This window comes from Herbaspirillum sp. VT-16-41 (assembly GCF_001994935.1).
Classification (GTDB): domain Bacteria; phylum Pseudomonadota; class Gammaproteobacteria; order Burkholderiales; family Burkholderiaceae_D; genus Herbaspirillum; species Herbaspirillum frisingense.
Window position 1 is genome coordinate 143,988 of sequence record NZ_MUXB01000131.1, and the last position, 24,287, is coordinate 168,274.

Sequence of the window (24,287 nt, forward strand, 5' to 3'; positions counted from 1 at the left end):
GAACATCAGGGGGGGGCAGGGCACAGCCGGCTCCCTCCCGTGTCGTTGCCTGTAGCTTGAGGGCAGGCAGCATGTAGCAAGGAACGATTCATGGTCCATCGACAAGGCTCGCTCACGGCGTGGGTGGCCGGTTTCCTGGCAGTACTGATTTCCTATGCGGGGCCGCTGGTGATCTTCGTGCAGGCTGCACACGCCGGTCAGGTTCCGACTTCTCAACTGGTGTCCTGGGTCTGGGGCATTTCCATGGGGGCGGGGGTGAGCGGCCTGCTCTTGAGCTGGTGGTTCCGGCTGCCCATCATCACCGCCTGGTCGGCTCCCGGGACGGCGCTGCTGCTGAGCCTGTTCCCCGGCATCAGCATGCCCGAGGTGGTGGGTGCCTATGTGATGGCGGCGCTGCTGCTGATCCTCATCGGCGTGACCGGTTACTTCGAGAAGATCCTGGCCTTCATCCCCAAGGGCATCGCCGCCGGCATGATGGCCGGCATCCTGTTCCAGTTCGGGGTGCAGGCCTTCCGCTCCAGCGCGGAGGCACCCCTGCTGGTGCTGGTCATGCTGGCGGCCTACCTGGCTGGGCGCCGCTGGTGGCCGCGCTACGGCATCGTGGTGGTGGCGCTGGTGGGTTTCGCGGTGGCCTTTGCCAGTGGTCGCACCCATCTCGGCGAGCTGGGGCTGGAACTGGCGCAGCCGGTCTTCATCGCACCGCAGTTCAGCCTGGGCGTGTTCTTCAGCTTTACCATCCCGCTCGTGCTGGTGAGCCTGACCGGGCAGTTCCTGCCAGGCATGGCGGTACTGCAGCTGGCCGGCTACCATCCGCCCACCCGCGCGGTGGTCACCGGTACCGGCCTGGCCTCGCTGGTGACCGCCTGCTTCGGCGGCATCACCATCGTCCTGGCGGCCATCACGGCGGCCCTCTGTACCGGCAAGGATGCGCATCCCGAGCCCGGCAAGCGCTACCTGGCCGGCATCGCCAATGGCGTGTTCTATCTCATCGGCGGGACCTTCGCGGCTTCCATCGTGAAGTTGTTCACCGCCTTCCCCAAGGAATTGATCGCCGCACTGGCCGGTCTGGCCCTGATCGGCGCCATCGTTTCCAACATCCGCCTGATGAGCGAGGAGGGCGGCTATGTCGAACCCTCTGTCATCACCTTCCTGGCCACGGCCTCGGGCATGAGCCTGTTCGGACTGGGCGCGGCCTTCTGGGGCGTGGTGTTCGGCATGGCCGCCTACTGGCTGATCGGACGCCCCAGAAAACCAGCTTGAGCTGCATGGAGACTGCAATGCAAAAAGATACCGGATCCACCGACCCCTTCGCCCCCCTGGCCAGCGAGATCCTGGCCGTGGCACCCGGTCGTGCGCATGACCTGGCGCGACTGCGGGTGCTGGCGCAACGGGCCGCGCCCGCCACGGTGACCGTGGTGGGCAAGTACAACCACGGCAAGAGCCGCCTGTTGAACGAGCTGATGGGCAGCGACGTCTTTGCCGTCGCCGACCGCCGCGAGACGGTGCGCCTGTCCGAACACCGGCATGCCGATGTGCGCTGGCTGGATGCACCCGGGCTGGACGCCGACGTGGCCGAGCAGGACGATAGCCATGCCCAGGAGGCAACCTGGCTGCAGGCCGATATCCGCCTGTTCGTGCATGCCGCCAAGGAGGGCGAACTGGATGCGGCCGAGCGCGCGCTGTTGCAGGCCCTGCGCGACGACCAGCAGCGCACGCGCCGCCAGACCCTGTTCGTACTGACCCAGGTCGACCAGATGGCCGACGAGGCGCAACTGGAGCGGGTGAGCGGCGCCATCGCCGCGCAGGCGCCGGGCTTGACGCTCCATCCGGTGTCGTCCACACGCCACCGCAGCGGCATCGAAGGCGGCAAGAAGCTGTTGCTGGAAAAGAGCGGCATTCCCGCCCTGCAGGCCTGGCTGCGCGATGTCACGGCACAGGTCCCGGCGGCGCGGCGCCATGAGCGCGCGCTGCTGCTGGACGAGATCGACCAGCAACTGCAGCACCAGCAACGCAGCGCGCAAACACAGTTGCAGGCACTGCGGCAACAGCAGCACCAGCAGCGCCAGGATTTCGAACAAGGCCTGGAGACGGTGCTGGACAAGGTGCATCAGGACCTGCTGCCGGTGCTGGAGGTGGAGGGCGACGATCCGGCCCTGGTACCGGACACGGCCGCCGACGAATTCAAGCTCACCGCCGGCAAGCGCGAGCGGGCGCGCATCCACGTCGCCTATTCGCGGGCCTGCATCGCCATCCGCGCCCATCTCATCAAGCACGGGGTAGAGGGTTTGCCGGCCGACCAGCGGACCTCGGTCACCAGCCTGGATACGGTGATGGTGGCCGTCATGGGCATTTCCATCAAATACCGCGCCGACCTGCGCCGCCGTTTCTGCGAGCCGGCCGGACGCGGGCAGATGACGCAGTCCTTCCTGCACTACTACGAACTGTCGGAAGACCGCCAGGCGCTGGTGCAGGCGGTGGCGCGCGCCGACACCGCGCTGCATGCCATCACCCGCGCGGCCGACGCGCTGGAGCAGTTGCGCGCGGTGGAGCTGGCATGAAGACGTCGGAACAGCGTTTCATCGACATCATCGGCAGCTCCGGCAACTCCGGCGGGGCCGAAGCGGATGTGGCAACCCTCCTCGCCGCGTTGCGCGAATGGCTGGCCTCGCTGGACGCGGCGCTCACGGCCGGCCGGATCGAGGCCGGTGGCCTGCAACCCGGCAGCGCGCTGGCGCAGCGCATCGCTGCCCTGCATCAGGCACTGGCACAGCAGCACCAGCAGCGCGAAGCCCAATGGCTGGCACTGGCACCGGCACGCGCCCTGGCGCAGCGCTTCGAGGGCAAGCTGATGGTGCTGGTGTTCGGCAAGTTCAATGCCGGCAAGAGTTCGCTGTGCAACTTCCTGGCCGAACGCTTCCGGCAGCATAGGCAGACGGTGCAGTATTTCCATCTGCAGGGCGGCCAGCTGCTGGCCTCGGACGAGGCCTTCCACGAGGGCGCCACCGAGACCACGGCGCGCCTGCAAGGGGTGTGCCTGGGCGATGGACTGGTCTTGCTGGATACCCCCGGCCTGCATTCGGCCACCGATGACAATGCGGCCCTGACCCAGCGCTTCCTGGACAGTGCCGATGCGGTGCTGTGGCTGACCAGTTCGACCTCGCCGGGACAGGTGCAGGAACTCGACGAATTGGCCCGCGAACTGCGCCGAGGCAAGCCACTGCTGCCGGTAGTGACGCGCAGCGATGTGATCGACGAAGACGAAGTCGATGGCCAGATCGTCAAGTGCCTGCGCAACAAGTCCGACGCCAACCGTGCCGACCAGGAAGCCGATGTCGGCCACCGCGCCGCCGACAAGCTGCAGGCGCTGGGCGTGGCGGCGGCCCAGCTGAAGCCGGCGGTGTCGGTCTCGGCCTACGTGGCGCGCAGCACCGGCGCCGATGCAGAGGCCATGGCCGGGGCCGGTTTCGAGCGCCTCTATGTGGCCCTGCTGGAACTGCTGGCCCCCGCGCTGGCCTATCGCGCCCGCAAGCCGGCCGAAGTCCTGCTGCATCATTTGCAGGAGGAGGTGGAAGCCCCCTTGGTGAACCAGACCATGCCGGCCCTGACTGCCCTGCGCCAGCAGGTGCAAGAAGAACTGGACAGCCTGCCGGCCCGGCAGGCGCGTCTGGTGCAACAGGCCTGGCGCGAGGTGATGCCGCAGCTGGCCGACCTGCTGGAAGCGCATGCCGGGGTGGCCGAGGTAGCGGCAGTGGTGGCTGCATTGAACGCAGCCCTGCAACAGGCTGCCACGCAACACGCCCAGGCCTGCCTGGACAGTCACATCTTGCCCACCCTGGAGAGCGCGCTGGACCTGCCTGCCGATCTTGGCTACGACAGTGCGCCGACCGATGGCTTGCCAGCCGCATATGAAAAGCTGTACGAGACCCTGGGCGCGGCCGTGCAGGACAGCCTGCAGCGCATGGCCGGTGACCTGGCCGAGCGCTGCGCGGCCCGCCTGCAAGCCCTGGATCAGGCGCTGCAGCACAAGCAGAAGATCATCCTGGACGGCCAGCGCCGCCTGGGCCAGATCGCGTCCCTTCTGCGTGGCCTGCACGCAGGTGCGAGCCAATTGCGTGAACCGGCGCAGGAGGTGTGACCACGCTTGAGCGCATATACGGCAGGACCATGGCAACACCCCTATAAAAAACGATAAACGCAGCATCAGGGAGGAAAGCAGCATGCGGAAGAACAATCTCAAACGGCTATGCCTGGCCGTATCGATCATATCGGTCGTCTTGATCGTCGGCGCCGGCTGGCGCCTGTTCAATGCCGCCCATGACGTGGGTGCGCAGGCGCTGGCCTTGCTGTTGCCGCTGGCGGCGGTCGGTCTGCTGATAGGCGCTACTGGCCTGCGCGGACGGGGAACGGAGTTGGCCGTGGCGCAGATGTTGCCGCCGGCCACCGAGCTGCTGCAGCCGCTACCGGTGGAGCAGGCCAGCCAGGGCTACATGGTTGCCGAAGCCGGCATGCAGGAGCTGCATGCGCGCGTGCAGGATCTAGTGGCCCTGCTGGAGCAGACCATCGCCGACATGGCACGCGCCGGCGTGGTGGCGCGGCAATCCGGTGGCAGTGTCGACAGCGCGGTGGCCGCCGTGCAGCAGACGGTGACGGCGGTGGCCACCATCAGCCGCTATATCGATGGTTCGCTGCAGACCTACCGTACCCTGGTGGAGCAGGCTGCGACCATCGGCAAGATCGTCGAGACCATCCATGAAATCGCCAGCCAGACCAATCTGCTGGCATTGAACGCGGCCATCGAGGCCGCCCGTGCCGGCGAGAGCGGGCGCGGCTTCGCGGTGGTGGCGGCCGAGGTCAAGCGGCTGGCCGGCCGGGTCGGGCAATCCAGCAAGGAGATCGGCAAGATCGCCACCTCGCTGAGCCAGTCTTCCGGCAGTGCCCTGCGCGAGGCCGAGGCGGCGGCCTCGCAGGCGGCGCTCGGTCGCAACAGCGCCGATCAGGCCCATGTGGCGATGGCCGATGTCATCGATGGCGCCCGCAAGCGCGTGGCCATCGTCGGCGGCATCAACGACGCCCTGGCACGGCAGTCGCAGGTGGCGGCGGGTCTGTCGCAGCAGGTGCAGCTCCTGTTGCAGCAGGGAACGGCGCGGGTGTTGCGCATCGATTGAGCGGCGTGCGGGTGGAATCTTTTGCGGGGTTAAGGATCAGTTAAGTCTATGTCACTAGAGTGAATCTGACGGCGCCAGCTCGACAGTGGCGTCGTGATTCGTCTCTTGATCCTTCAAGTCTTCATCTACGTACAAGGAGAGCCATCATGGATATCAACAAGATCACCGCCATCAGCGCCATCGTCTTCGGTCTGGCCGGCATGGCGGCCCCTTTTGCACAGGCCCAGACCCAGGATACCCAGGGTAGCGTGGCCTACATGAACGGCGGCATCGGCGCGGGCGAACAGACCAAACTGCGCGAGGCGGCCAAGGACTACAACCTGCGCCTGCTGTTCTCCGAAGCCAAGGATGGCGCCTATGTCAGCAACGTCAAGCTCAGCGTCAATGACAGCCATGGCAAGACCGTCTTCAGCCTGCCCGGCGCCGGCCCGATGACCAATCTCAAGTTGCCGGCCGGTCACTACGAGGTGAAGGCGGACTACAACGGCGTCACTAAGACCAGCAAGGTGGAGGTGGGCCAGAAGCCGACTTCGCTGAGCTTCAACTGGGCGCATCAGGACAACTGAACAGGTCCTTGCTGACGCAAAAAAGATCCTGTGTGTTTCCACACAGGATCAATGTGTCCAACACAGACACAAGGGAACCGTCTGGACCCGGCCGCGCTTCAGCGCGGCGACAGGCGTCGTCCCAGCCACATCAGGCCGCCGTTGCAGGCCAGGGCGAAGACTGACAGCAGCAATGCCACCGCCATGATGGTGCGGATGTCGCCCAGGTTCATGGCATTGGTCAGCAGGAAACCCAGTCCGCGCTGCGAGGCGAACATCTCCCCGATCAGCACCCCCAGCAGCGTCAGCGAAAACGCCAGGCGCAGGCCGGCCGTGATTTCCGGCAGGATGGCTGGCAGCACGATGTGCAGCAGCGACTGGCGGCGCGTCAGCCGCATCGACTGGCCGGCGCGCAACAGCACCGGGCGCATCTGGCGGATCGCATTCATCGTGAAGACCATGATGGGGATGATGCCGTGCATCACCCCGAAGGCCACCTTGGCCGACAGGCCCAGCCCGAACACCAGCAGCACCAGCGGATAGAGCGTGACCTTGGGGATGGCGTACATGTTCAGGAGGATGGGCTCGGAGACATCGCGCGCCATCCGGTTCACGCCCAGCAGCAGGCCTGCCGCCAGGCCACCCACCAGCCCGATCAGCAGGGCGTAGAGCAAGGCCTTGCCGGTTTCCAGCGCATGCAGCCAAAACTCGCTGGTCTGCATCATGCTGCCCAGGGTCAGCACGGCCTGCCCCGGCGAAGCCAGCGCACTGCCGCCATTGATCCAGTACAGGCCCTGCCAGGATACGGCCAGGCCGGCCGCCAGCAGGGCGTAGAGCAGCGGGGTTTGCATCTCGCGCATCGGTTTCATGGCATGTCCTTTCAGCGACGCAGGCGCGCCTGCAGGCGACGGTCCAGCGCGTTCAGCAGGAGGTTGACGAGGGTTACGCTGGCCAGCACCAGGAACATCAGCGCATACATGTCGTTGTTCTCGAAGTTGTTGTAGGCATAGCCGATCGCATAGCCTATTCCCGAGCCCGAGAGGATGAACTCGGAGGCGATCACGCCGATGAAGGCATAGGCCACCACCAGCTTCACCCCGGTAAAGAGGTAGGGCAGTGCCGCCGGCAGCTTCACGCGCACCGCCGACTGCCAGGGTGTGAGCCGCAGTACCCGGGCGGTCTTGTGCAGGGCGCGCGGGATGCGGTCCAGCCCGTTGAGGGTGGCGGTGATCATGGTGACGATGGCCAGCAGCACGGCGATGGCGATGATGGGTGCCGAGCCCACGCCGAAGAGCACGATGAAGACCGGATAGAAGATGAAGGTCGGCACCGCGTAATAGCTGGCCAGCAGGGGTTCGATGGCGCTGCGCAGGCCCGGCAGCGCATGCAGCAGCAGGCCGCAGATGAAGCCGAGGATCACCGCCAGTACCGTGGCTGCGCCGATGTTGGCCAGGCTGATGGCGATGTCCTTGTCGAACTTGCCCTCGCGCAGGATTTCCCAGGCGTGGCGGGCCATGGCCGAGGGCGCGATCATGGTGGTGGGCTGGATGAGGCCGCTGCGGCACAGCAGTTCCACCAGCCCGATCAGTACGATCACCACCGCAATGCGGACCAGGCCATCGAGCTGATGTGCCGACCTGCGCGCCGGGCTGGCGGCGGTATGAGCAGAGCTTGCTTCAGCCATGGCTGGCTCCCATTACCTTCAACGACTCCACCCGCAGGCGTTCCCACAGGCGGGCATTGACCTCGCCGAAACGTGGTGTGGAGACCACCCGGCTATCGCGGTCACGCGGCCAGCCGGTCTCGACGATGTCGATGAACAGGCCCGGCCGCGAGGACATCACGCCGACCCGGTCCGACAGCATGGCCGCCTCGTCCAGCGCGTGGGTGATCAGCAGCACGGTGGCGCCGGTCTCGCGCCACAGGCGCAGCAGTTCGTCGCCCATCAGCAGGCGGGTCTGCTGGTCCAGAGCGCCAAAGGGTTCATCCAGCAGGATCAGGCGCGGCTGCTGCACCAGCGTGCGGGCGATGCACACGCGCTGGCGCATGCCGCCCGACAGTTGCGCCGGGTAGGCCGTGGCGAAATCCTTCAAGCCCATGAAGGCCAGCGCGTAGTCGACCCGGCGCTTGATCTCGGCGCCCTCCATGCCACGCATGCGCAGCGTGAAGGAGATGTTGTCGCGCACGTTCAGCCAGGGGAAGGAGGCGTCTTCCTGGAACACCACCCCCACGCCATCGGGCACGCCCTTGACCTCGCGGTTCTCGAACTGCACCGTGCCGTCGGAGGGCGAGGCCAGGCCCGACAGGGTATCGAGCAAGGTGGACTTGCCGCAGCCGGAAGGGCCGACCACCGAAAAGAACTCGCCCTGGTAGAGCGTCAGATCGATCGGGCCGAGCGCGTGGAAGACGCTGCCGGCCTTGCCGAACTTGCGGGTGACACCCTGCAGCACGGCGTGCGGCACGCGGGGCGTGGTGGCCGGGCTGTCCTGCAGGAGGGCCTCGGCGGCCAAGACGGTGTGTTCACTCTTCATGGCGGACTCCCTCACAGCTTGCTCTTGATCTTGATGGACGGCGGCAGCATGCTGCTGTCGATGAGCTTGTCCCATTCCACGTTGTCCTTGATCTCGCCGATCAGCTTGAGGCCGTCGGTCATGCGGTCCAGTTCGGCCTGGTCGAAGTCGCCCTCGCTCCACATGCGCGCGCGCACCATGTTGTCCACCGCTTCGCGCGCCACCTCCGGGCTGAGCTTGAAGCTGCTTTCCAGCAGCTTGGCGGCGGCGGCCGGATCGCGGTACACCGCCCGCACGCCTTGCTGGCGACCTTCGATGATGGCGCGGATGGTCTCCGGATGGGCCTTGGCATAGGCGCGGGTGGTGATGCCCACCGAGGTGGTCATCGGTTGCAGCACCTCGCCAGCGCTGTAGACGGTGCGGTACTTATCCTTGCGCACGATGGACAGGGGTTCGATCAGCACGGCTGCAGCCACCGAACCCTGCTCCAGCATGGTCAGGCCGTTGATGTAGCCGCCCGAGGCCACGCGCTGCACCTGGGTCGCATCCACGCCCTTGGCCTTGAGCGCCATCAGCAGCAGCATTTCGGACACGCCCTTGGGCGAGGTGATGGCGACCTTCTTGCCAGCCAGGTCGGCGATACTCTTGACGGGGGAATTGGGCATGGTCACGGCCGACGCTTCAGCCACGCTGCGGGTACCGGTATTGACGATGACCACGTCCAGCCCCTGGCGCTGTGCGGCCAGCGCTGCCGAGACCGCCACTTCGCCATACGGTAGCTTGCTGGCCAGGATGTTGCGCACCGTGGTGCCGCCACCGCCGGAGGTGAGGATGCCGGTGATATCCACCCCGGCCTTCTTGAAATAGCCTTGCTCGATGGCAATCGCATAGGGCAGGCCGTAGAGGCTGGTGCCCCATTGCGTGACCGAGATTTCTTCGGCGCGGGCCAGACCGGGGAGGGCGACTGGTACAGCCACTGCAACCAGGGCAGCACTGAGAGACACTACAGCTTGCAGGTTCTTGCAAAAGCTTTTCATGATTTCCTCGACACGTGATGGACACTGCAATCGGATACTCGCAAGGGGCGTACCTGCAAGCACTTGATGCTGTCAATGCAAACGACGTGCCAAGCTTAGATATCGATCAAAAAATCGTCTGAAAGTCCTTTTGCAGTCTGCAAAATATAGTTAGATATCTTAGAACATGTGTCGAAGGAGATGCATGGCCGACAAGCCACGGCGCTTTCTCCGATGGTGCAATTATGCTGCCCGCCCGTCACTTGCTGGTGCGTCTGCACAGGGATGGGGCAGCGCCGGGGAGGTTCAGCCCAGCCCGGAAGCCAGGCGTCCGACCTCCTGGGTGGAGGGCATGCGCTTGCCGGATTCCACCGCCTGGCGCTCGTCCCGCGCCAGGTTCAGGGCCATGGCGATGAGCACCTTGCGGGTGGTCTCCAACTCTTCCTCGCTGATACCCTCCAGGCTCAGGTCATTGACGTCCTCGGCCAGCGGCACCAGCTTCTTCTTCAGGGCGCGGCCCTGCTTGCTGAGGAAGACGTGGACCTTCTTCTTGTCGCCCGGGAGATGGGTACGCTCCACGTAGCCGATGGCTTCCAGCGACTTGAGGGCGGTGGCGGTGGTGGCTTCGCTCACGCCGGCCCGCTCGGCCAGGTCGCGCTGGGACAGGCCGTCGTGTTCCCACAGCACGCGCAGGATGGTCCAGTGGCCGTAGCTGACCGCATGCGGCGCCAGGCGGATCTGCAGGCTGCGGATGAAGGCACGCGCCGCATCCTTGACCAGGTGGGCGACGCGTTCGGCGGCCAGGGCTTCCAGTGCCTGTTCCAGTTCATCCGGTTCATCTTGTTCGACCGGGGCGGCGGCCAGAGGCCGGGATCGTGTGGCTTTCATCATTTCATCAGAAATCTAAGATAACGCAATCATACCCATTTGCAGCCCGCTCAGGGAGGGCAGGGTAAGTCACCATGACAGGTTGGCCTGCATCTTGCATAATCGTAGATATCGAAGAATATTTTCGGGGTCATGATGTCTCTCGCCACTGCCATCGATCAGGTCGTACTGTCCAGCTGGGATGAGTTCGCTGCCGCCAGCGACCAGCTGGAGGGCTGGGTATTCCGTGGCCAGGCCGATCATCGCTGGCCGCTGGTCAGTTCGCTGACCCGGCACCTGGCACGCTATTGCCCCGATCCCTCGCTATGGCCCCTGCGCGAGGAGCGGGCGATCCGGGTGTTCCGGCGCAAGGCCCATGTCTTCCTGCATGACGCGGCGGTACTGGACGATGACCTGCGCTGCCTGGCACTGATGCAACACCATGGCGCACCGACGCGGCTGATCGATTTCACCAAGTCCCCCTTCGTGGCGGCCTTCTTTGCCATGCAGCAACTGCATGGCGACGCCGCCGTCTATGCGCTCAATACCCCGGCCCTGTGGAAGGCGGCGCCGCGCTTCGATCCGACGCTCAATCGCGAGGCCATCGACCTGCGCAAGCCCGACAGCTACCAGCGTTATTTCGCTGGCAACGCCTTGCCGCTGGTGTGGTTCGGTGAACCCAACCAGATGGATGCGCGCCTGGTGGCGCAGTCTGGCATCCTGGTCGTGCCGGGTACGCTGGAGGCGCCCCTGGAGCGCCTGCTGGCCGGCTACGAGGCCAGCGAACCGCTGATCCGCAAGTTCATCCTGCCGGCGGCGTTGCGCGAGCCGGCGCTGCGGGCGCTGTACCGGATGAACATCACCGCCGCCACGCTCTTCCCCGGCCTGGATGGCCTGGCCCGCTCCATCGACTACGAGCTGGAGATGGTGTGGGAGCAACTGATCGTCGATTACCAGTCCAGGCTGGGCAAGAGCTGAACCCCACGTCGCCACCGCGTCCCTTTTTTCCAGGAGTCCTGAACATCTTGCATCACATCCGCCGCACCGAAGTCCGTTCTTAAATAGTTCGATATCTAACTTAATTGTAGTCGCCATTCCAGTTGTCATTCATTTCGGGGCCAGCCAGCCCCTCACCACGCCAACGAAAGGATTCACCATGTACGACCATTACGCCACCGAAAAACTGATCGACCTGTGGCTCTCCGAAGACATCGGCGCCTGCGACCTGACCGCCCAGACCATGATCGAGCCGGACGAGCAGGGCCATTTCGTCATGAATGCCCGTGAATCCCTGATCGTCTCCGGCATCGAGGTGGCCGCCCGGGTCTTCCGCAAATACGACGCCACGCTGGCAGTGCAGGTGCATCACGCCGACGGCAGCCGGGTCGAGGCCGGTGCCATCCTGCTGACCGTCAAGGGCAATGCGCGCAGCGTCCTGACTGCCGAGCGCACCGCACTGAACCTGGTGCAACGCCTGTCGGGCATCGCCAACGAGACCGCCCGCTACGTGGCCGAGATCGCCGGTACCCGCGCGCAGCTCATCGACAGCCGCAAGACCACCCCCGGCCTGCGCATGCTGGAAAAGCACGCCGTGCTCTGCGGTGGCGGCCTGAATCACCGTCTGGCGCTGGACAACGGCGTCATGATCAAGGACAACCACATCGCCGTCTGCGGCAGCATCAAGGAAGCCGTGGCCCGGGTGCGTCGCAAGCTGCCGGTACTGACCAAGCTGGAAGTGGAGTGCGACCGCGTGGAACAGGTGCGCGAGGCGCTGGCCGCCGGGGTGGACGTGATCATGCTGGACAACATGTCCCTGCCCGACATGCGCGAAGCGGTCGGCATCGTCGATGGTCGCGTCAAGGTCGAGGCCTCCGGCGGCATCCGCCTGACCACCATCCGCCCGGTGGCCGAGACCGGGGTGGATTACATCTCCACCAGCAAGATCACGCAATCGGCGCCGGCCGTGGACATCGGCCTGGACGAAGCATGAGCCCGGCCAGCACGGCGCCCGGCACCTTCTTCCTGGTGGTCGGCCCCAGCGGGGCCGGCAAGGACACCCTGATGAGCGGCGCCCGCGAGGCGCTGGCCGATGCGCCCTATGTCTTTGCCCGCCGCGTGATCACGCGGCCGGCCGGCGCCCCCGGTGAAGACCATGACGCCGAGACCGAGGCCGGCTTCGCCGCCCGAGCGGCGGCGGGCGAGTTCCTGCTGACCTGGCAGGCGCATGGCCTGTCCTATGGCCTGCCGGGTCAGTTGCTGGCCGAGCTGGCAGCGGGTCGCCATGTCGTGGCCAATGGCTCGCGTGCCACCGTGGAAGCGCTGGCGCAGCGCCTGCCCAGCCTGGTGGTGGTGGAAATCTCCGCCCCGCCCGAGGTGCTGGCGCAGCGCATTGCCGGGCGCGGGCGCGAGGATCATGCGCAGATCCTGGCGCGCCTGCAGCGCCAGGTCGACCCCGCGCCGCCCGGCATCCTGCGCCAGGCAGTGGCCAACGACAGTGATACCGCCACAGGTATTGCCCGCCTGCTGGCGGTATTGCGCGCCCCCTTGCAACATTGCGTGGTGCGCGCTGCGCCGGTGGAAACCGGGGAGGAGGCGGTGGCCTATGCCCATCCGCGCCACTGGGCGGCCGGCACGCGTCTGCGCCTGCGCGCTGCGGCCGGTGCGATGGTCGACGTGCGCATCCATCATTGGCCCGACGGCGGCCACGACGCTAGCCCCTGGCTGGCGCTGCCCGCCGGCTTGCGTCAGCGCCTTGGATCGTCTCAGACGGTACAGGCCTTGCGCCTGCTGGCCCCGGCCAGCCGTCCCTTGTGGAGCCGCAAGCTGCGCGGTGAGCGCCTGCCGGCGCATCAGTACCAGGCCATCCTGCAGGATGCCGTCGATGGTCGCTACAGCACCACCGAGCTGACCGCCTTGCTGGTCTCCATCACCCATGGCCTGGATGCCGAAGAAACCCTGGCGCTGGCCCAGGCACGCAGCCGCATGGCCCGGCGCATCAGCTGGGACGAGCCCATGGTGGTCGACAAGCACTCCCTGGGCGGTGTCCCCGGCAGCCGCATCACGCCCATCGTGGTACCGATCGTGGCGGCCTGGGGGCTGGCCATGCCCAAGGCGTCCTCGCGCGCCATCACCTCGGCCGCCGGCACGGCCGACACCATGGCCTTGCTGGCCAATGTCGACCTGGATGGCGAGGCCGTGCGCCGCTGCGTGCGCCAGGCCCGGGCCTGCATCGCCTGGAATGGCCGCATCAGCCACTCCGTCATCGATGAAGTGATGAACCGCATCACCCGGCCCTACGGGCTGGAGACGGCGCACTGGTCGGTGGCCTCGATCCTGTCCAAGAAGGCGATCGCCGGCGTCACCCATCTGGTGGTGGATGTGCCGTACGGTCCCTATGCCAAGCAGCAGACGCTGGAACAGGCGCAGCAGTTGTGCCGACTGTTCGAACAGGTAGGGCAGGGGCTGGGCATGCAAGTGCGGGCGCTGGCCACCGATGGCAGCCAGCCCATCGGGCGCGGCATCGGTCCGGCACTGGAAGTGCGCGATATCCGCCAGGTCCTGGCGGGCGATCCACAGGCGCCGCAGGATTTGCGTGCCAAGGCACTGCTGTTCGCGGCGCATCTGTTGTCCTTCGATCCGCGTCTGGGGGAGGTCGACGTCGCCTTGCAAAAGGCCACCGAACTGCTGGACAGCGGTGCGGCCCAGGCCGCGCTGGCGCGCATCATCGCCGCCCAGGGGCCACCCCAGGTGGAGGCCGCGCCCTGCGCCGAGGTCTTGACCTGGCATGCCAGCCAGGCCGGCGTGATCGGCCAGGTCGATGGCTGGGCCATCGCGGGACTGGCGCGTACCGCCGGCGCTCCGGCGAATCCGGGGGCGGGGCTGGACTTGCTGTGCCGGGTGGGTGAGCGGGTGCAGTCCGGGCAGGCGCTGTTGCGGGTGCATGCCGCCAGCGCTGCGCACCTGGAGCTGGTCTGTGCCGAACTGCAGGCTCTGGCCAGTCCGGTGGTGTTGGTCGGCCACTGAAGGCTGGACGGAAATGGTAGCGGCGCCCCGTACGCGGGGCGCCGCTGCAATGTCACGCTCAATGTCCGGCTTGTGCGCGTGAGCGGGCGATGCTCTCCGGTACGCCTTCCCAGGCCGGCTTGCCGGCAGCGAACTCGCTGCGCAGATAGGCCAGCAGATCACCCACCTGGGCATCGCTGAAGCTGTTGGCAAAGCCCGGCATGTAGCCCAGCGCCGGATTGGCCGGTTCGCGGATGCCGTGCAGGATGACGTGGATCAGATTGTCCGGTGTGTCGCTGTGCAGGTTGGTATTGACCCGCAACGAAGGACGCACGCCGAACAGTGTCGGTCCCGTCCCTTCGATGTGGCAGGCCGCACAGGCGCCCTGGAACAGCCGTTTGCCATTGGCCTGCGACAGCTTCTGGCTCTCGTTCAGGCTGGTCGTGGTGATCGGGGTCGGTACCGTAGTGCTGGCGGCCGGTGCCTGGAACGAGGCCAGGTAATGCGCGATGGCGCGCACGTCGCCGGCCGGCAGTTGCGCCAGTTCGGCCACCACCGGCGCCATCGGTCCGGCGGCAATGCCGTGGCGGTCCGAGAAGCCGCTGCGCAGGTAGCTGAACAGTTCATCCTCGGTCCAGGGCGTGGGCGACTTCGACAGCGCCGTCAACGCCGGGGCTTCCCAGCCATCGACCGTGCCACCGCCCAGGTACTGGCGTCCGCCCTGTTCCGCGCCCAGGGCATTGCGCGGTGAATGGCAGGCGGTGCAGTGACCGGCGCCTTCGACCAGATAGGCCCCGCGATTCCACAGGGCCGAGCGGTCCGGGTCAGACTGGAACACTTCATTCTTGTGGAACAGCAGATTCCAGCCGGCCAGCAGCGGACGCATGTTGAAGGGGAAGCGCAGATCGTTTTCCGGGGGCGTGCTGGAGACCGCCGGCTGGGCCATCAGGTAGGCGTACAACGATTGCATGTCGGCTTCGCTGATCTTGGCGAAGGCGGTGTAGGGGAAGGCCGGGTAGAGATGTCGTCCGTCGCGGTGGATGCCTTCGCGCATGGCGCGTTCGAAGGCGGCATAGGACCAGTTGCCGATGCCGGTCTTTTCATCGGGCGTGATGTTGGTGCTGTAGACGGTGCCGAACGGCGTCTGCAGGGCATGGCCGCCAGCATTGGCGATCCCGCCCGGGGCCGTGTGGCAGACCGCACAATCACCGGCCAGCGCCACCCGGCGCCCGCGTTCGATGGTGGCGGCCGAATACAGGTCGGCCGCAGGTCGCGCCACCGGTGCGATCTCGGCGCGCCAGGGCATTGCCAGGGTCAGCGTGGCGCCCAGTGCCGCCGCAGCACCCCCCAGCCAGCCGTACTTGCGCAGGCGGCGCCAGCCGCCCGGCCGCTGGCCCGAACCCTCTTGATGTTCCAGTGCCAGCCTGATCTGCTCACCCGAAAACGGCGCCTCGCGCAGACGTACGCCGGTGGCGGCATGGATGGCATTGGAAATCGCCGCCGCCGCCGGCAGCGTGAAGGCGCCGCCCGCCTTGAGCTGGATGTCGCGCAGCGCCGGCGTGGTGCCGCCATCGATGAGGTCGACCTGGGGCAGGCTGGCGCTGGCCTGGCCCGGCAGGGGGCGCAGTTCGCGTGACCAGGCATCGAAGCCCTGGTCCGGCGCCAGCGTCTGCGCCATCGCCAGTCTGGCCTGTTCGCCCAGCAGGGCGCGTTGTTTTTCATCGAGCAGATCGTCAGCGGCATGGGCGGCGGCCGCTGTCGTCCCCGCGCGCTGGTCGTGGCCGGCAGTGACCCGGGTCACGCTCAGTTCGCCGGAGGCGCGGTCGTATTCCACATCGGCCACCCAGGCCGACCAGCTCTGCACCGGCTGGCCCTGCTCCTGTTCCAGCGTGCTGGCATAGGCAAAGCCGCGTCCGCGCAGGATGCCGCCCTGCACCTGCCGGGCCGGACCGTTCCAGCCCGCCCCCTCGGCGACCGAGCGCACCAGCGCCGCGCCATGCGCATCGGGCAGGTGTTGCAGACGGTATTGCACGGCGTCCTCGCCGATGCGCTGGGCCAGTTCGTCGAAAAAGATTTCCTGCGCGAAGGTGCTCGCCGCCAACGGGATTGCAGCGCCTTGCGGCCCGATGATCTCCAGCGCCTGCCAGTCGTAGGGCGAGGCCAGGGCGGCGCCGTCGCGCGGGTCGCTGGCATCCTCCAGCGCATAGGCGGTTTCCGTCAGCAGCCAGGCCAGCGGCGGCGGCGGGGCGTCCTGCTCGATATGCAGGTGGTAGCTGCCGAGGCGGCCATCCTGGTCCAGTTCGCCATGCAGCTGCAGCGAGGTCGGGCTGCTGGCGAAGTTGGTCGGCTCCAGCACCAGCGAGACGGCCTGCCCGCATTGCAGGGCCAGTAGCGCCACCACGCCGGCCACGTCGCTGGCGGCGCTGCGCTCCTGCGCGCTGGCCGGCGGGCGGTGGCTGCGCACCTCCACCTGGGCCACGGGCAGGGACAGCAGGGCCGCCACTTCCATGGCGATCAGCGCAGGATTGCCGAAGGGCAGGTCCAGTCGCAGGCCCGCGCCCATCGGGCTGGCCATGGCGACGATGCCGGTCGCGGGGAAAGGGAAAGGGGACGATGACAGGGTAGAGGATGCGGATTCCCCATCGCGCCACTGGTAGTGGGCGTCCATGGTGATGTCGTGCAAGCCGCTGGAATCCTGGCCGCGGGCATGCAGTGTCTGCGCAGCGCGTACGCGCGGGGTGCCGTGCTGCGGTGCTGCCTCGCTCCAGCGCAGGCGCAACTGGCTGCATGCCTGGCGGGCCTGTTCATCGCTGTCGGCCACGACAGCCACCAGATGCCGGCGCTGCACCACTTGTGGCGCGCCCGGGCAGCGCAGCGCGGCTTCGCTGTCGAGGCCTTGCAGCCGGGCACCGGTATAGCGGGACTGTTGCCAGTCCAGTCGCGGCGGCAGGGCCAGACGGGCATGACGCAGGGATGCTGCGCCGCCGGTGGCCAGCGAGCCGGCCATCTGCCGGGGCAGGGGCGCACTCATTGCGCCGCACCCTGGCGCTGCAGTTCGACCGCACGCAGGGCGGCGCGCATGATTTCCACATGGGTGCCGCAGCGGCAGAGGTTGAAGTCCAGTTCGCTGCGGATCTCGTCCTCGGTCGGGCTGGGCGAGCGCAGCAGCAGGGCCTTGATGGTCATGATCATGCCGTTCATGCAGTAGCCGCATTGTGCGCCCTGCTCATCGATGAAGGCCTGCTGTACCGGGTCCAGCCGTCCCTCCTGGGCCAGGCCATCCAGCGTGGTCACATGGCGCCCGGCCACGCCGGCCAGCGGGATTACGCAGGAGCGCGCCGCCACGCCATCGACCAGCACGGTACAGGCACCGCACTCGCCCAGGCCGCAGCCGAATTTGGGGCCGTTCAGGCAAAGGTCGTTGCGCAGCACGTTCAGCAGCGGCGCGTCGGCGGCAATGTCCAGCGTGGCCGCATGGCCGTTGACGTGGAAGGTGATGGGTTCTTGCTTGTGCATGGTCTCTGTTGTCGCGGCCTGCCCTACGAGGGCATTGCCTTGGATCTCTATCGTCAGCGCATGAAGCATCCTTCATGCCAATGCGCTTGCAGCGGCCAGTATGCCCGCCTGCGGACAGGCTGTCCCGCAGCCTCGCCCGGCCTTGTCGAAAAACAGTGTACACACTCAATAATGCCAAGTAAATCACGAATTTCCATGCTGCATTGCGCGGTCTCGAACTGGTGCGGACGGGCGTCTATAACTCCCGTATTTGGTGCTGCATCGCACATAAAAGGGGATTTGGCTGGCGCTGCTGGTGCGCCGGAAAATCCCGGTTGCAAAGATCGTGGAAATGATTAAATATAGTGTATGCATTACAAATTAGCGAACTTCGCATGACCATGGCAGATCAAGGAGAACCTCACATGCAGCAGCGTCTTTACCGTATCGGGCAGATCGTCCCCAGTTCCAACACCACCATGGAGACCGAGATCCCGGCCATGCTGACGGCACGCCAGGCGATCCGCCCCGAGCGCTTTACCTTCCACTCCAGCCGCATGCGCATGAAGAAGGTGGTCAAGGAAGAACTGGCGGCCATGGATGGTGAATCCGACCGCTGCGCCGTCGAGCTGTCCGATGCCCGCGTCGATGTGCTGGGCTATGCCTGCCTGGTGGCCATCATGGCCATGGGCCGTGGTTACCACCGCCAGTCCGAGCAACGCCTGACCGCCCACACCGCCGCCAATGGCGCCGATGCTCCGGTGGTCACCAGTGCCGGCGCGCTCATCGATGCGCTCAAGGTCATCGGTGCCAAGAAGATCGTGGTGGTCGCGCCCTACATGAAGCCGCTCACCGAGCTGGTGGTGGACTACATCCGCCACGAAGGCTATGAGGTGCTGGACTACCGTGCCCTGGAAATCCCCGACAATCTCGACGTGGCTCGTCATGACCCGGCCAAGCTGCCGGCCATCGTGGCCCAGATGGATACCAGCCAGGCCGACGCCATCGTGCTGTCGGCCTGCGTGCAGATGCCCTCGCTGCCGGTGATCGCGCAGGTCGAGGCGATGACCGGCAAGCCCGTCATCACCGCCGCCGTGGCCACCACCTACGCCATGCTCAAGCGCCTGGAGCTGGACCGCATCGTGCCGGGTGCCGGCGCGCTGCTCTCCGGCGCCTACTGAGAGGGGGCGCCATGCAGAGCAGCTTCCTCTACGGTGCCAATATCCTGGCCAACGGCATCCGCCAGCATTACCTGCGCTTCGGCGGCAAGGACGGTGCACGTGCCGGCCGCGACGCCGTCATCATCGTCCCCGGCATCACCAGCCCGGCAGTGACCTGGGGCTTCGTCGGCGAACGGTTCGGCCAGCAGTTCGATACCTATGTGCTGGACGTGCGCGGCCGTGGCCTGTCCTTGGCCTCGGAGACGCTGGACTACAGCCTGGATGCGCAGGCGGCCGACGTCATCGCCCTGGCCGAAGCGCTCGGCCTGGAGCGCTATGCAGTGGTCGGGCACTCCATGGGCGGACGCATCGGCGCCCGCGCCGCCAGCCAGCAGCCACGCGGCCTGACGCGGCTGGTGATGGTCGATCCGCCGGTCTCCGGCCCGGGTCGTCGCGCCTATCCCTCCAAGCTGCCCTGGTACGTGGATTCCATGCGCCTGGCGCGCGAGGGTTGCTCGGCCGAGCAGATGCGCGCCTTCTGCCCGACCTGGACCGAACAGCAACTGCAACTGCGTGCCGAGTGGCTGCACACCTGCGACGAGCGGGCCGTGATCGCCAGCTTCGAGGGTTTCCATACCGATGATTTCCATGCCGACCTGCCGGCCCTGAAGTTGCCGGTGATGTTGATGCAGGCCTCGCGCGGCGACGTCATCCTGCCCGAGGATGTGCAGGAACTGCAGGGCCTCTTGCCGCAGCTGGTGGTGAGCCGGGTGGAAGACGCCGGCCACATGATCCCCTGGGACAACGAGGCCGGCTTCTACGCCGCCTTTGGCGACTTCCTCGGCGCGCCGCTGTAAGGGCCGCGTTCATCGCAAGACCGATTGCAAAGGAGAACACCATGGCCGTCAGCGACCATGACCTGATCAGCGCCTGGAAAGAGGTGCTGACCCTGTCGAAGCTGGAGCCGGGACAGATCGTCACCGTGCTCACCAGCAGCAGCACCCATCCGCAGACCCTGTCCACTGCCATGACCGCCGCCGCGCTCATGGGCGCCACCGTCAATCGGCTGGACCTGCCGCCGGTCAATGCCGAGAAAGCCCTGAGCCGCGACTCCCTGGCCTATCTCGGCACCACGCCCCTGACCGGCAACCGCGCCGCCATCGCCGCCCTCAAGGAAAGCGACCTGGTGCTGGACCTGATGACCCTGCTGTTCTCGCCCGAGCAGCACGACATCCTTTCCACCGGCACCAAGATCCTGCTGGCCGTGGAGCCGCCCGAGGTGCTGGTGCGCATGGTCCCCAGCGCAGACGACCGGCGCCGCGTGTCGCAGGCGGCGCGTCTGCTGGAGGGCAAGCGCGAGATGCACATCACCTCGGACGCCGGGACCGACCTGCGCTGCCCGCTGGGCGAATTCCCGGTGATCCAGGAATACGGCTTCGTCGATCAGCCGGGACGCTGGGACCACTGGCCCAGCGGCTTCGTGCTGACCTGGCCCAATGAGCGCCAGACCAACGGCACCCTGGTGATTGATCGCGGCGATATCCTGCTGCCCATGAAATGCTATGCCCAGGAAGCCATCGTGGTCACCGTCAAGGACGGTTTCGTCACCGACATCGAGGGCGGCCTGGATGCCGAGCTGCTGAGCGACTATATGGCCTCCTTCAAGGACCCGGAAGCGTATGCCATGTCGCACATCGGCTGGGGCCTGCAACCGCGCGCGCAATGGTCCACGCTGGCCATGTACGACCGCGAAGCCACCATCGGCATGGATGCCCGCGCCTACGAAGGCAATTTCCTGTTCTCCTTCGGCCCCAACAACGAAGCCGGCGGCAGCCGCACCACCGCCTGCCACATCGACATCCCCCTGCGCCGTTGCACGGTGGCGCTGGATGGCACGCCGGTGGTCAAGGACGGCAAGGTGCTGGACGGCTTCGTCTACGGCAATTCGCAATGAGGCCAGCCGGGTGCGCCCGGCAGCCTCTTCAAAAGGAAGATACGATGCACAAGGAAGTGGAAACCTACCAGCGCCAGGGCTTCGGCCAGACGCTGGAAATGAAACCGCCGTTCGGTCTGCTGATCGTCGATTTCGTCAACAGCTTCGCCGACCCGGCCCAGTTCGGCGGCGGCAACATCGGCCCGGCCATCGAACGCACGCGCAGCCTGCTGGCCCATGCGCGCCAGCATGGCTGGCCGGTGGCGCACAGCCGCATCGTGTTCGCCGACGATGATGCCGACCGCAACATCTTTGGCATGAAGGTGCCGGGCATGGTGACCCTGAAGGAAGACCTGCCGGGCAGCGCCATCGTGCCGGAACTGACCCCGGCCGCCGGTGAGCTGGTGGTGCGCAAGACCGTGCCGTCGGCCTTCTTCGGCACCTCGCTGGCACCGTGGCTGACCCAGCACGGCGTGCAGACCCTGCTGGTGGCCGGTGCCGTGACCAGTGGTTGCGTGCGCGCCAGTGTGGTCGATGCCATGTCCTGGGGTTTCCGCCCGCTGGTGGTGTCCGATTGCGTGGGTGACCGCGCCATCGGCCCGCATGAGGCCAACCTGTTCGACATGGCGCAGAAGTACGCGGCCGTGATGCCGCTGGACGATGCCCTGAAGGTGGTCGCCCAGCCTTGATGCCCGGACGGCGGTGACGGTCCGGGTCGTGATGAATCTGATGTGCACCATGGTTTGAGATGCAAGCAACCAATCCTCCCGGCCAACCATCCGGTCAGACGCCCCGCGAGGCGCGCCGTCAACTGCTGGAGCGTGGTGACGCGCTGCTGGTGACCCGCGCCCCGCAACCCGGTGCCAAGCCCGCGCCCGGCCAGCCCGGCGCGGCTTCGTCCTATGTGCAGCCGTTGCCGGACGTGTTCGTGGCATTGCTGGCCGAGGGCCGGGTGCTGGCCTTCAACGGTCACGTCGATCTCGGCACCGGCATCCGCACTTCACTGGCGCAGATCGTGGCCGAGGAACTGAGCGTGGACATGGACTGCGTCACCATGATCCTCGGTCACACCGAGGAAGCCCCCAACCAGGGGCCCACCATTGCCAGTGCCACTATCCAGATTTCCGCCGTGCCGCTGCGCAAGGCCGCAGCCCAGGCGCGCGAGCACCTGCTGGCCATGGCGGCCGCGCAGTGGGGTATTCCTGTCGCGCGCCTGCGCATCGAAGCGGGGCGCATTACGGATGCCGACCAGCCGGAGCGCAGTACCAGCTATTTCACCCTGCTGGCCGGGCAGAAGATCGTCCTCACCCTCGACCCCGGCGACGTACCGTTGAAGCCGGCCAGCCAGTACACCCTGGTAGGCCGCAGTTCGCAGCGCGTCGATATTCCCGCCAAGGTGCGTGCCGAGCCGGTCTATGTGCACGACGTGCGTGTGCCGGGCATGCTGCATGGGCGCGTGGTGCGCCCGCCGCATCCGGGGCGCGATGGTGGTGACTTCATCGGCAACAGCCTGCTGTCGGTGGACCAGGATTCCGTGGCCCACATCCCCGGGCTGGTGGCGGTGGTGGTGCAGGGCGATTTCGTCGGCGTGGTGGCCGAGCGCGAGGAACAGGCGCAGCGCGCCATGCGCGAACTGAAGCTGCGCTGGAAGGACATCCCGCCGCTACCCGCCATGGACGACCTGGAGACCCGCCTGCGCGACCTGCCGGCCAAGCGCCGCGAACTGGTGCGCCAGGGCGATCTGGATGCCGCCATGGGCAGCGCTGCCCAGCGCATCGAGCGCACCTATGTCTGGCCCTACCAGATGCATGCCTCCATCGGCCCCTCCTGCGCGGTGGCCGATTATCGCGAAGAAGGCCTGACCGTCTGGTCGGGCACGCAGAATCCGCATGTCATGCGCATCGACCTCTCGCGCCTGTGCGAGCTCGATGAAGGAAAGATCGAAGTGATCCGGCTGGAAGCCGCCGGCTGCTATGGCCGCAACTGTGCCGATGACGTGGTGGCCGATGCCGCCCTGTTGTCACGCGCGGTGGGACGCCCGGTGCGCGTGCAGCTCACCCGCGAGCAGGAACATGCCTGGGAACCCAAGGGCGCGGCGCAATTGATGCAGGTGCGTGGCGCCATCGATGAAGCGGGCCGGCTGTCGGCCTACGGCTTCCAGACCCGTTATCCCTCCAACGATGCGCCGGTGCTGGCGCTGCTGTTGACCGGCAGGATCGCCCCCGAGCCCCGCGTGCTGGAGATGGGCGACCGCACCGCCGTGCCACCCTATGCCTACCCGCACCTGCAGATCGATTGCGACGACGTCGCACCCATCGTGCGTGCCGGATGGTTGCGCGGAGTCTCGGCCATGCCGAACTCCTTTGCCCATGAAGTCTTCATCGATGAACTGGCCGAGCTGGCCCGGGAGGATCGCCTGGCCTATCGGCTGGCGCACCTGCCCGACGAGCGTGCCAGCGCGCTGCTGCAGGCGGTGGCGGAGAAGGCCGGCTGGGTGGCTGGTGCCAGCGGTTCGCGTGGCACGCCGGAGGCCGACGGCAAGCTGCGCGGGCGGGGCATCGCCTATGCGCGCTATGTCCACAGCAAGTTCCCCGGGTTTGGTGCGGCCTGGTCGGCCTGGGTCATCGATATCGAAGTCGATCCCGCCGATGGCGCACTGAAGGTGGCGTCGCTGGTGGTGGGGCAGGATACCGGCATGATGGTCAATCCCGATGGCGTGCGCCACCAGATGCACGGCAACATCCTGCAATCGCTGAGCCGGGTCTTGAAGGAGCGGGTCAGTTTCGGCCCGCAAGGGACCACCAGCCTGGAGTGGGGCGCCTATCCCATCCTGCATTTCACGGAAGTGCCGCCCATCGAGATCGTGCTGATGCAGCGCCAGGACCAGCCCCCCATGGGGGCCGGCGAATCGGCCTCGGTGCCGAGTGCGGCGGCGCTGTCCAATGCGCTCTTCGATGCCACCGGGCGTCGCTTCCGCCAACCGCCCTTCAACGCGGAATGCATCCTGGCAGGGCTGCGCGAGCCCTTGCCGGCGGTGTGAGCGACTCGGCGGCTCGGCCTTATTCGTCGATCATCTTGCGCAGCAGGAACACCAGTGCCACCCGCTCGGCCGGATTGAGATTGCCATAGGTGGCCTCGGTGATCTGGGCGGCGAAGGGGACGGTATCGGCCACCAGTGCGGTGGCGTTCTTGCTGAGCGACACCAGGACCTTGCGGCGGTCGGCTTCGTCATGGGACAGCTCGATCAGGTCGCGCGCCTTCAGGCGTTCGACGATGCCACGGATGGTGGCCTGGTCGATGGCGGTCACCTTGACGATGTCAGAGAGCGAGCAGGTCTGCAGGTCGCGGATGGCGCACAGCGTCACGAACTGCGCCGCCGTCAGTTGCGAATCCGGGATATGTTGCTGGAAAATGGCGGCGTGGCGCTGGTAGGCGCGGCGCAGCAGGTGCCCGATCTGGTCGGAGAAATGATAGTCGGCGGTGGCGGGCTTCTTGGTCATTGGCGCAAGGGATGGGTGGCTTGGCATGCCTTGTTCGCCGGCGGCGAGCAGGGGGCAGCTGCTGATTCTAATGTCCTGCCTGCCGGCTGTATAG

Annotated in this window: 21 protein-coding genes; 13 read left to right on the plus strand and 8 right to left on the minus strand. The window is 66.7% G+C overall.

Annotated features, from left to right (window positions below):
• Window positions 1-90 precede the first annotated feature (90 nt).
• The 5 genes from BTM36_RS20450 (at window position 91) to BTM36_RS20470 (ending at window position 5,731) form a co-directional block, all read left to right on the plus strand.
• Window positions 91-1,260, plus strand: coding sequence for a benzoate/H(+) symporter BenE family transporter (locus BTM36_RS20450; RefSeq protein ID WP_077237719.1), 1,170 nt, complete (start codon window positions 91-93; stop codon window positions 1,258-1,260).
• A gap of 17 nt (window positions 1,261-1,277) precedes the next feature.
• Window positions 1,278-2,558: a GTPase gene (locus BTM36_RS20455; protein WP_077237720.1), complete on the plus strand. Its 1,281-nt coding sequence runs from the start codon at window positions 1,278-1,280 to the stop codon at window positions 2,556-2,558.
• The gene (locus BTM36_RS29375) at window positions 2,555-4,135 is read left to right on the plus strand and encodes a dynamin family protein (protein ID WP_077237721.1); all 1,581 of its coding nucleotides are present in this window, start codon (window positions 2,555-2,557) and stop codon (window positions 4,133-4,135) included. Before BTM36_RS20455 ends, BTM36_RS29375 begins: the two co-directional genes overlap by 4 nt.
• 82 nt (window positions 4,136-4,217) lie before the next feature.
• Window positions 4,218-5,165 carry a methyl-accepting chemotaxis protein gene (locus BTM36_RS29380; protein ID WP_077237722.1) on the plus strand — a complete coding sequence of 316 codons (948 nt, stop codon included), beginning with the start codon at window positions 4,218-4,220 and terminating at the stop codon, window positions 5,163-5,165.
• A gap of 146 nt (window positions 5,166-5,311) precedes the next feature.
• Window positions 5,312-5,731, plus strand: coding sequence for a hypothetical protein (locus BTM36_RS20470; RefSeq protein WP_077237723.1), 420 nt, complete (start codon window positions 5,312-5,314; stop codon window positions 5,729-5,731).
• Between the two features lie 98 nt (window positions 5,732-5,829).
• Here the strand turns inward: BTM36_RS20470 and BTM36_RS20475 are convergent, their stop codons facing one another.
• The 5 genes from BTM36_RS20475 to BTM36_RS20495 all read right to left on the minus strand — a co-directional run bounded on the left by BTM36_RS20475 (window position 5,830) and on the right by BTM36_RS20495 (window position 10,124).
• Window positions 5,830-6,579: an ABC transporter permease gene (locus tag BTM36_RS20475; RefSeq protein WP_039876815.1), complete on the minus strand. Its 750-nt coding sequence runs from the start codon at window positions 6,577-6,579 to the stop codon at window positions 5,830-5,832.
• Between the two features lie 11 nt (window positions 6,580-6,590).
• Entirely contained in the window at window positions 6,591-7,394 is an 804-nt protein-coding gene (locus BTM36_RS20480; RefSeq protein ID WP_077237724.1) for an ABC transporter permease, read from the minus strand.
• The gene (locus BTM36_RS20485; RefSeq protein WP_006465062.1) at window positions 7,387-8,241 is read right to left on the minus strand and encodes an ABC transporter ATP-binding protein; all 855 of its coding nucleotides are present in this window, start codon (window positions 8,239-8,241) and stop codon (window positions 7,387-7,389) included. Before BTM36_RS20485 ends, BTM36_RS20480 begins: the two co-directional genes overlap by 8 nt.
• 11 nt (window positions 8,242-8,252) lie before the next feature.
• Complete coding sequence (locus BTM36_RS20490) at window positions 8,253-9,257, minus strand: ABC transporter substrate-binding protein (protein WP_077237725.1); 1,005 nt, start codon at window positions 9,255-9,257, stop codon at window positions 8,253-8,255.
• A 285-nt stretch (window positions 9,258-9,542) separates the two neighbouring features.
• Window positions 9,543-10,124, minus strand: coding sequence for a MarR family winged helix-turn-helix transcriptional regulator (locus BTM36_RS20495; RefSeq protein ID WP_077237726.1), 582 nt, complete (start codon window positions 10,122-10,124; stop codon window positions 9,543-9,545).
• 132 nt (window positions 10,125-10,256) lie between these two features.
• Between BTM36_RS20495 and BTM36_RS20500 the strand changes: the two genes are divergently transcribed.
• The 3 genes from BTM36_RS20500 to phnN all read left to right on the plus strand — a co-directional run bounded on the left by BTM36_RS20500 (window position 10,257) and on the right by phnN (window position 14,126).
• Window positions 10,257-11,081 carry an FRG domain-containing protein gene (locus BTM36_RS20500; RefSeq protein WP_077237727.1) on the plus strand — a complete coding sequence of 275 codons (825 nt, stop codon included), beginning with the start codon at window positions 10,257-10,259 and terminating at the stop codon, window positions 11,079-11,081.
• Window positions 11,082-11,259: 178 nt separating this feature from the next.
• Complete coding sequence (gene nadC / locus BTM36_RS20505) at window positions 11,260-12,093, plus strand: carboxylating nicotinate-nucleotide diphosphorylase (RefSeq protein ID WP_006465058.1); 834 nt, start codon at window positions 11,260-11,262, stop codon at window positions 12,091-12,093.
• Window positions 12,090-14,126: a phosphonate metabolism protein/1,5-bisphosphokinase (PRPP-forming) PhnN gene (gene phnN / locus BTM36_RS20510; RefSeq protein WP_077237728.1), complete on the plus strand. Its 2,037-nt coding sequence runs from the start codon at window positions 12,090-12,092 to the stop codon at window positions 14,124-14,126. The genes nadC and phnN overlap by 4 nt, the downstream gene beginning before the upstream one ends.
• Window positions 14,127-14,184: 58 nt before the next feature.
• Here the strand turns inward: phnN and BTM36_RS20515 are convergent, their stop codons facing one another.
• Both BTM36_RS20515 and BTM36_RS20520 read right to left on the minus strand, forming a co-directional pair.
• Entirely contained in the window at window positions 14,185-17,136 is a 2,952-nt protein-coding gene (locus BTM36_RS20515) for a c-type cytochrome (RefSeq protein ID WP_077237729.1), read from the minus strand.
• Window positions 17,133-17,621: a (2Fe-2S)-binding protein gene (locus tag BTM36_RS20520; protein WP_006465698.1), complete on the minus strand. Its 489-nt coding sequence runs from the start codon at window positions 17,619-17,621 to the stop codon at window positions 17,133-17,135. Before BTM36_RS20520 ends, BTM36_RS20515 begins: the two co-directional genes overlap by 4 nt.
• A gap of 404 nt (window positions 17,622-18,025) precedes the next feature.
• Between BTM36_RS20520 and BTM36_RS20525 the strand changes: the two genes are divergently transcribed.
• The 5 genes from BTM36_RS20525 to BTM36_RS20545 are packed head-to-tail and all read left to right on the plus strand — an operon-like array spanning window position 18,026 to window position 23,733.
• Window positions 18,026-18,781 carry an Asp/Glu racemase gene (locus tag BTM36_RS20525; RefSeq protein ID WP_077237730.1) on the plus strand — a complete coding sequence of 252 codons (756 nt, stop codon included), beginning with the start codon at window positions 18,026-18,028 and terminating at the stop codon, window positions 18,779-18,781.
• An 11-nt stretch (window positions 18,782-18,792) separates the two neighbouring features.
• Window positions 18,793-19,617 carry an alpha/beta fold hydrolase gene (locus BTM36_RS20530; RefSeq protein WP_077237731.1) on the plus strand — a complete coding sequence of 275 codons (825 nt, stop codon included), beginning with the start codon at window positions 18,793-18,795 and terminating at the stop codon, window positions 19,615-19,617.
• Between the two features lie 41 nt (window positions 19,618-19,658).
• Entirely contained in the window at window positions 19,659-20,714 is a 1,056-nt protein-coding gene (locus tag BTM36_RS20535; RefSeq protein WP_006465435.1) for a hypothetical protein, read from the plus strand.
• 44 nt (window positions 20,715-20,758) lie between these two features.
• Window positions 20,759-21,382, plus strand: coding sequence for an isochorismatase family protein (locus tag BTM36_RS20540; RefSeq protein WP_077237732.1), 624 nt, complete (start codon window positions 20,759-20,761; stop codon window positions 21,380-21,382).
• A 59-nt stretch (window positions 21,383-21,441) separates the two neighbouring features.
• On the plus strand, window positions 21,442-23,733 hold the full coding sequence (locus tag BTM36_RS20545) for a molybdopterin cofactor-binding domain-containing protein (RefSeq protein WP_077237733.1): 2,292 nt from the start codon (window positions 21,442-21,444) through the stop codon (window positions 23,731-23,733).
• Between the two features lie 19 nt (window positions 23,734-23,752).
• Here the strand turns inward: BTM36_RS20545 and BTM36_RS20550 are convergent, their stop codons facing one another.
• Complete coding sequence (locus BTM36_RS20550; RefSeq protein ID WP_006465432.1) at window positions 23,753-24,193, minus strand: MarR family winged helix-turn-helix transcriptional regulator; 441 nt, start codon at window positions 24,191-24,193, stop codon at window positions 23,753-23,755.
• Window positions 24,194-24,287: the final 94 nt, after the last annotated feature.

Excerpts from the sequence above, each read along its gene's own strand:
- BTM36_RS20495 (WP_077237726.1), bottom strand. The coding sequence starts at position 10,124 with ATGAAAGCCACACGATCCCGGCCTCTGGCCGCCGCCCCGGTCGAACAA.
- BTM36_RS20535 (WP_006465435.1), top strand. The coding sequence starts at position 19,659 with ATGGCCGTCAGCGACCATGACCTGATCAGCGCCTGGAAAGAGGTGCTG.
- BTM36_RS20530 (WP_077237731.1), top strand. The coding sequence starts at position 18,793 with ATGCAGAGCAGCTTCCTCTACGGTGCCAATATCCTGGCCAACGGCATC.
- BTM36_RS20540 (WP_077237732.1), top strand. The coding sequence starts at position 20,759 with ATGCACAAGGAAGTGGAAACCTACCAGCGCCAGGGCTTCGGCCAGACG.
- BTM36_RS20515 (WP_077237729.1), bottom strand. The coding sequence starts at position 17,136 with ATGAGTGCGCCCCTGCCCCGGCAGATGGCCGGCTCGCTGGCCACCGGC.
- BTM36_RS20490 (WP_077237725.1), bottom strand. The coding sequence starts at position 9,257 with ATGAAAAGCTTTTGCAAGAACCTGCAAGCTGTAGTGTCTCTCAGTGCT.
- BTM36_RS20470 (WP_077237723.1), top strand. The coding sequence starts at position 5,312 with ATGGATATCAACAAGATCACCGCCATCAGCGCCATCGTCTTCGGTCTG.
- BTM36_RS20525 (WP_077237730.1), top strand. The coding sequence starts at position 18,026 with ATGCAGCAGCGTCTTTACCGTATCGGGCAGATCGTCCCCAGTTCCAAC.
- phnN (WP_077237728.1), top strand. The coding sequence starts at position 12,090 with ATGAGCCCGGCCAGCACGGCGCCCGGCACCTTCTTCCTGGTGGTCGGC.
- BTM36_RS20520 (WP_006465698.1), bottom strand. The coding sequence starts at position 17,621 with ATGCACAAGCAAGAACCCATCACCTTCCACGTCAACGGCCATGCGGCC.
- BTM36_RS20545 (WP_077237733.1), top strand. The coding sequence starts at position 21,442 with ATGCAAGCAACCAATCCTCCCGGCCAACCATCCGGTCAGACGCCCCGC.
- BTM36_RS20475 (WP_039876815.1), bottom strand. The coding sequence starts at position 6,579 with ATGAAACCGATGCGCGAGATGCAAACCCCGCTGCTCTACGCCCTGCTG.
- BTM36_RS20485 (WP_006465062.1), bottom strand. The coding sequence starts at position 8,241 with ATGAAGAGTGAACACACCGTCTTGGCCGCCGAGGCCCTCCTGCAGGAC.
- BTM36_RS29375 (WP_077237721.1), top strand. The coding sequence starts at position 2,555 with ATGAAGACGTCGGAACAGCGTTTCATCGACATCATCGGCAGCTCCGGC.
- BTM36_RS20500 (WP_077237727.1), top strand. The coding sequence starts at position 10,257 with ATGATGTCTCTCGCCACTGCCATCGATCAGGTCGTACTGTCCAGCTGG.
- BTM36_RS20480 (WP_077237724.1), bottom strand. The coding sequence starts at position 7,394 with ATGGCTGAAGCAAGCTCTGCTCATACCGCCGCCAGCCCGGCGCGCAGG.
- BTM36_RS29380 (WP_077237722.1), top strand. The coding sequence starts at position 4,218 with ATGCGGAAGAACAATCTCAAACGGCTATGCCTGGCCGTATCGATCATA.
- BTM36_RS20550 (WP_006465432.1), bottom strand. The coding sequence starts at position 24,193 with ATGACCAAGAAGCCCGCCACCGCCGACTATCATTTCTCCGACCAGATC.
- nadC (WP_006465058.1), top strand. The coding sequence starts at position 11,260 with ATGTACGACCATTACGCCACCGAAAAACTGATCGACCTGTGGCTCTCC.
- BTM36_RS20450 (WP_077237719.1), top strand. The coding sequence starts at position 91 with ATGGTCCATCGACAAGGCTCGCTCACGGCGTGGGTGGCCGGTTTCCTG.
- BTM36_RS20455 (WP_077237720.1), top strand. The coding sequence starts at position 1,278 with ATGCAAAAAGATACCGGATCCACCGACCCCTTCGCCCCCCTGGCCAGC.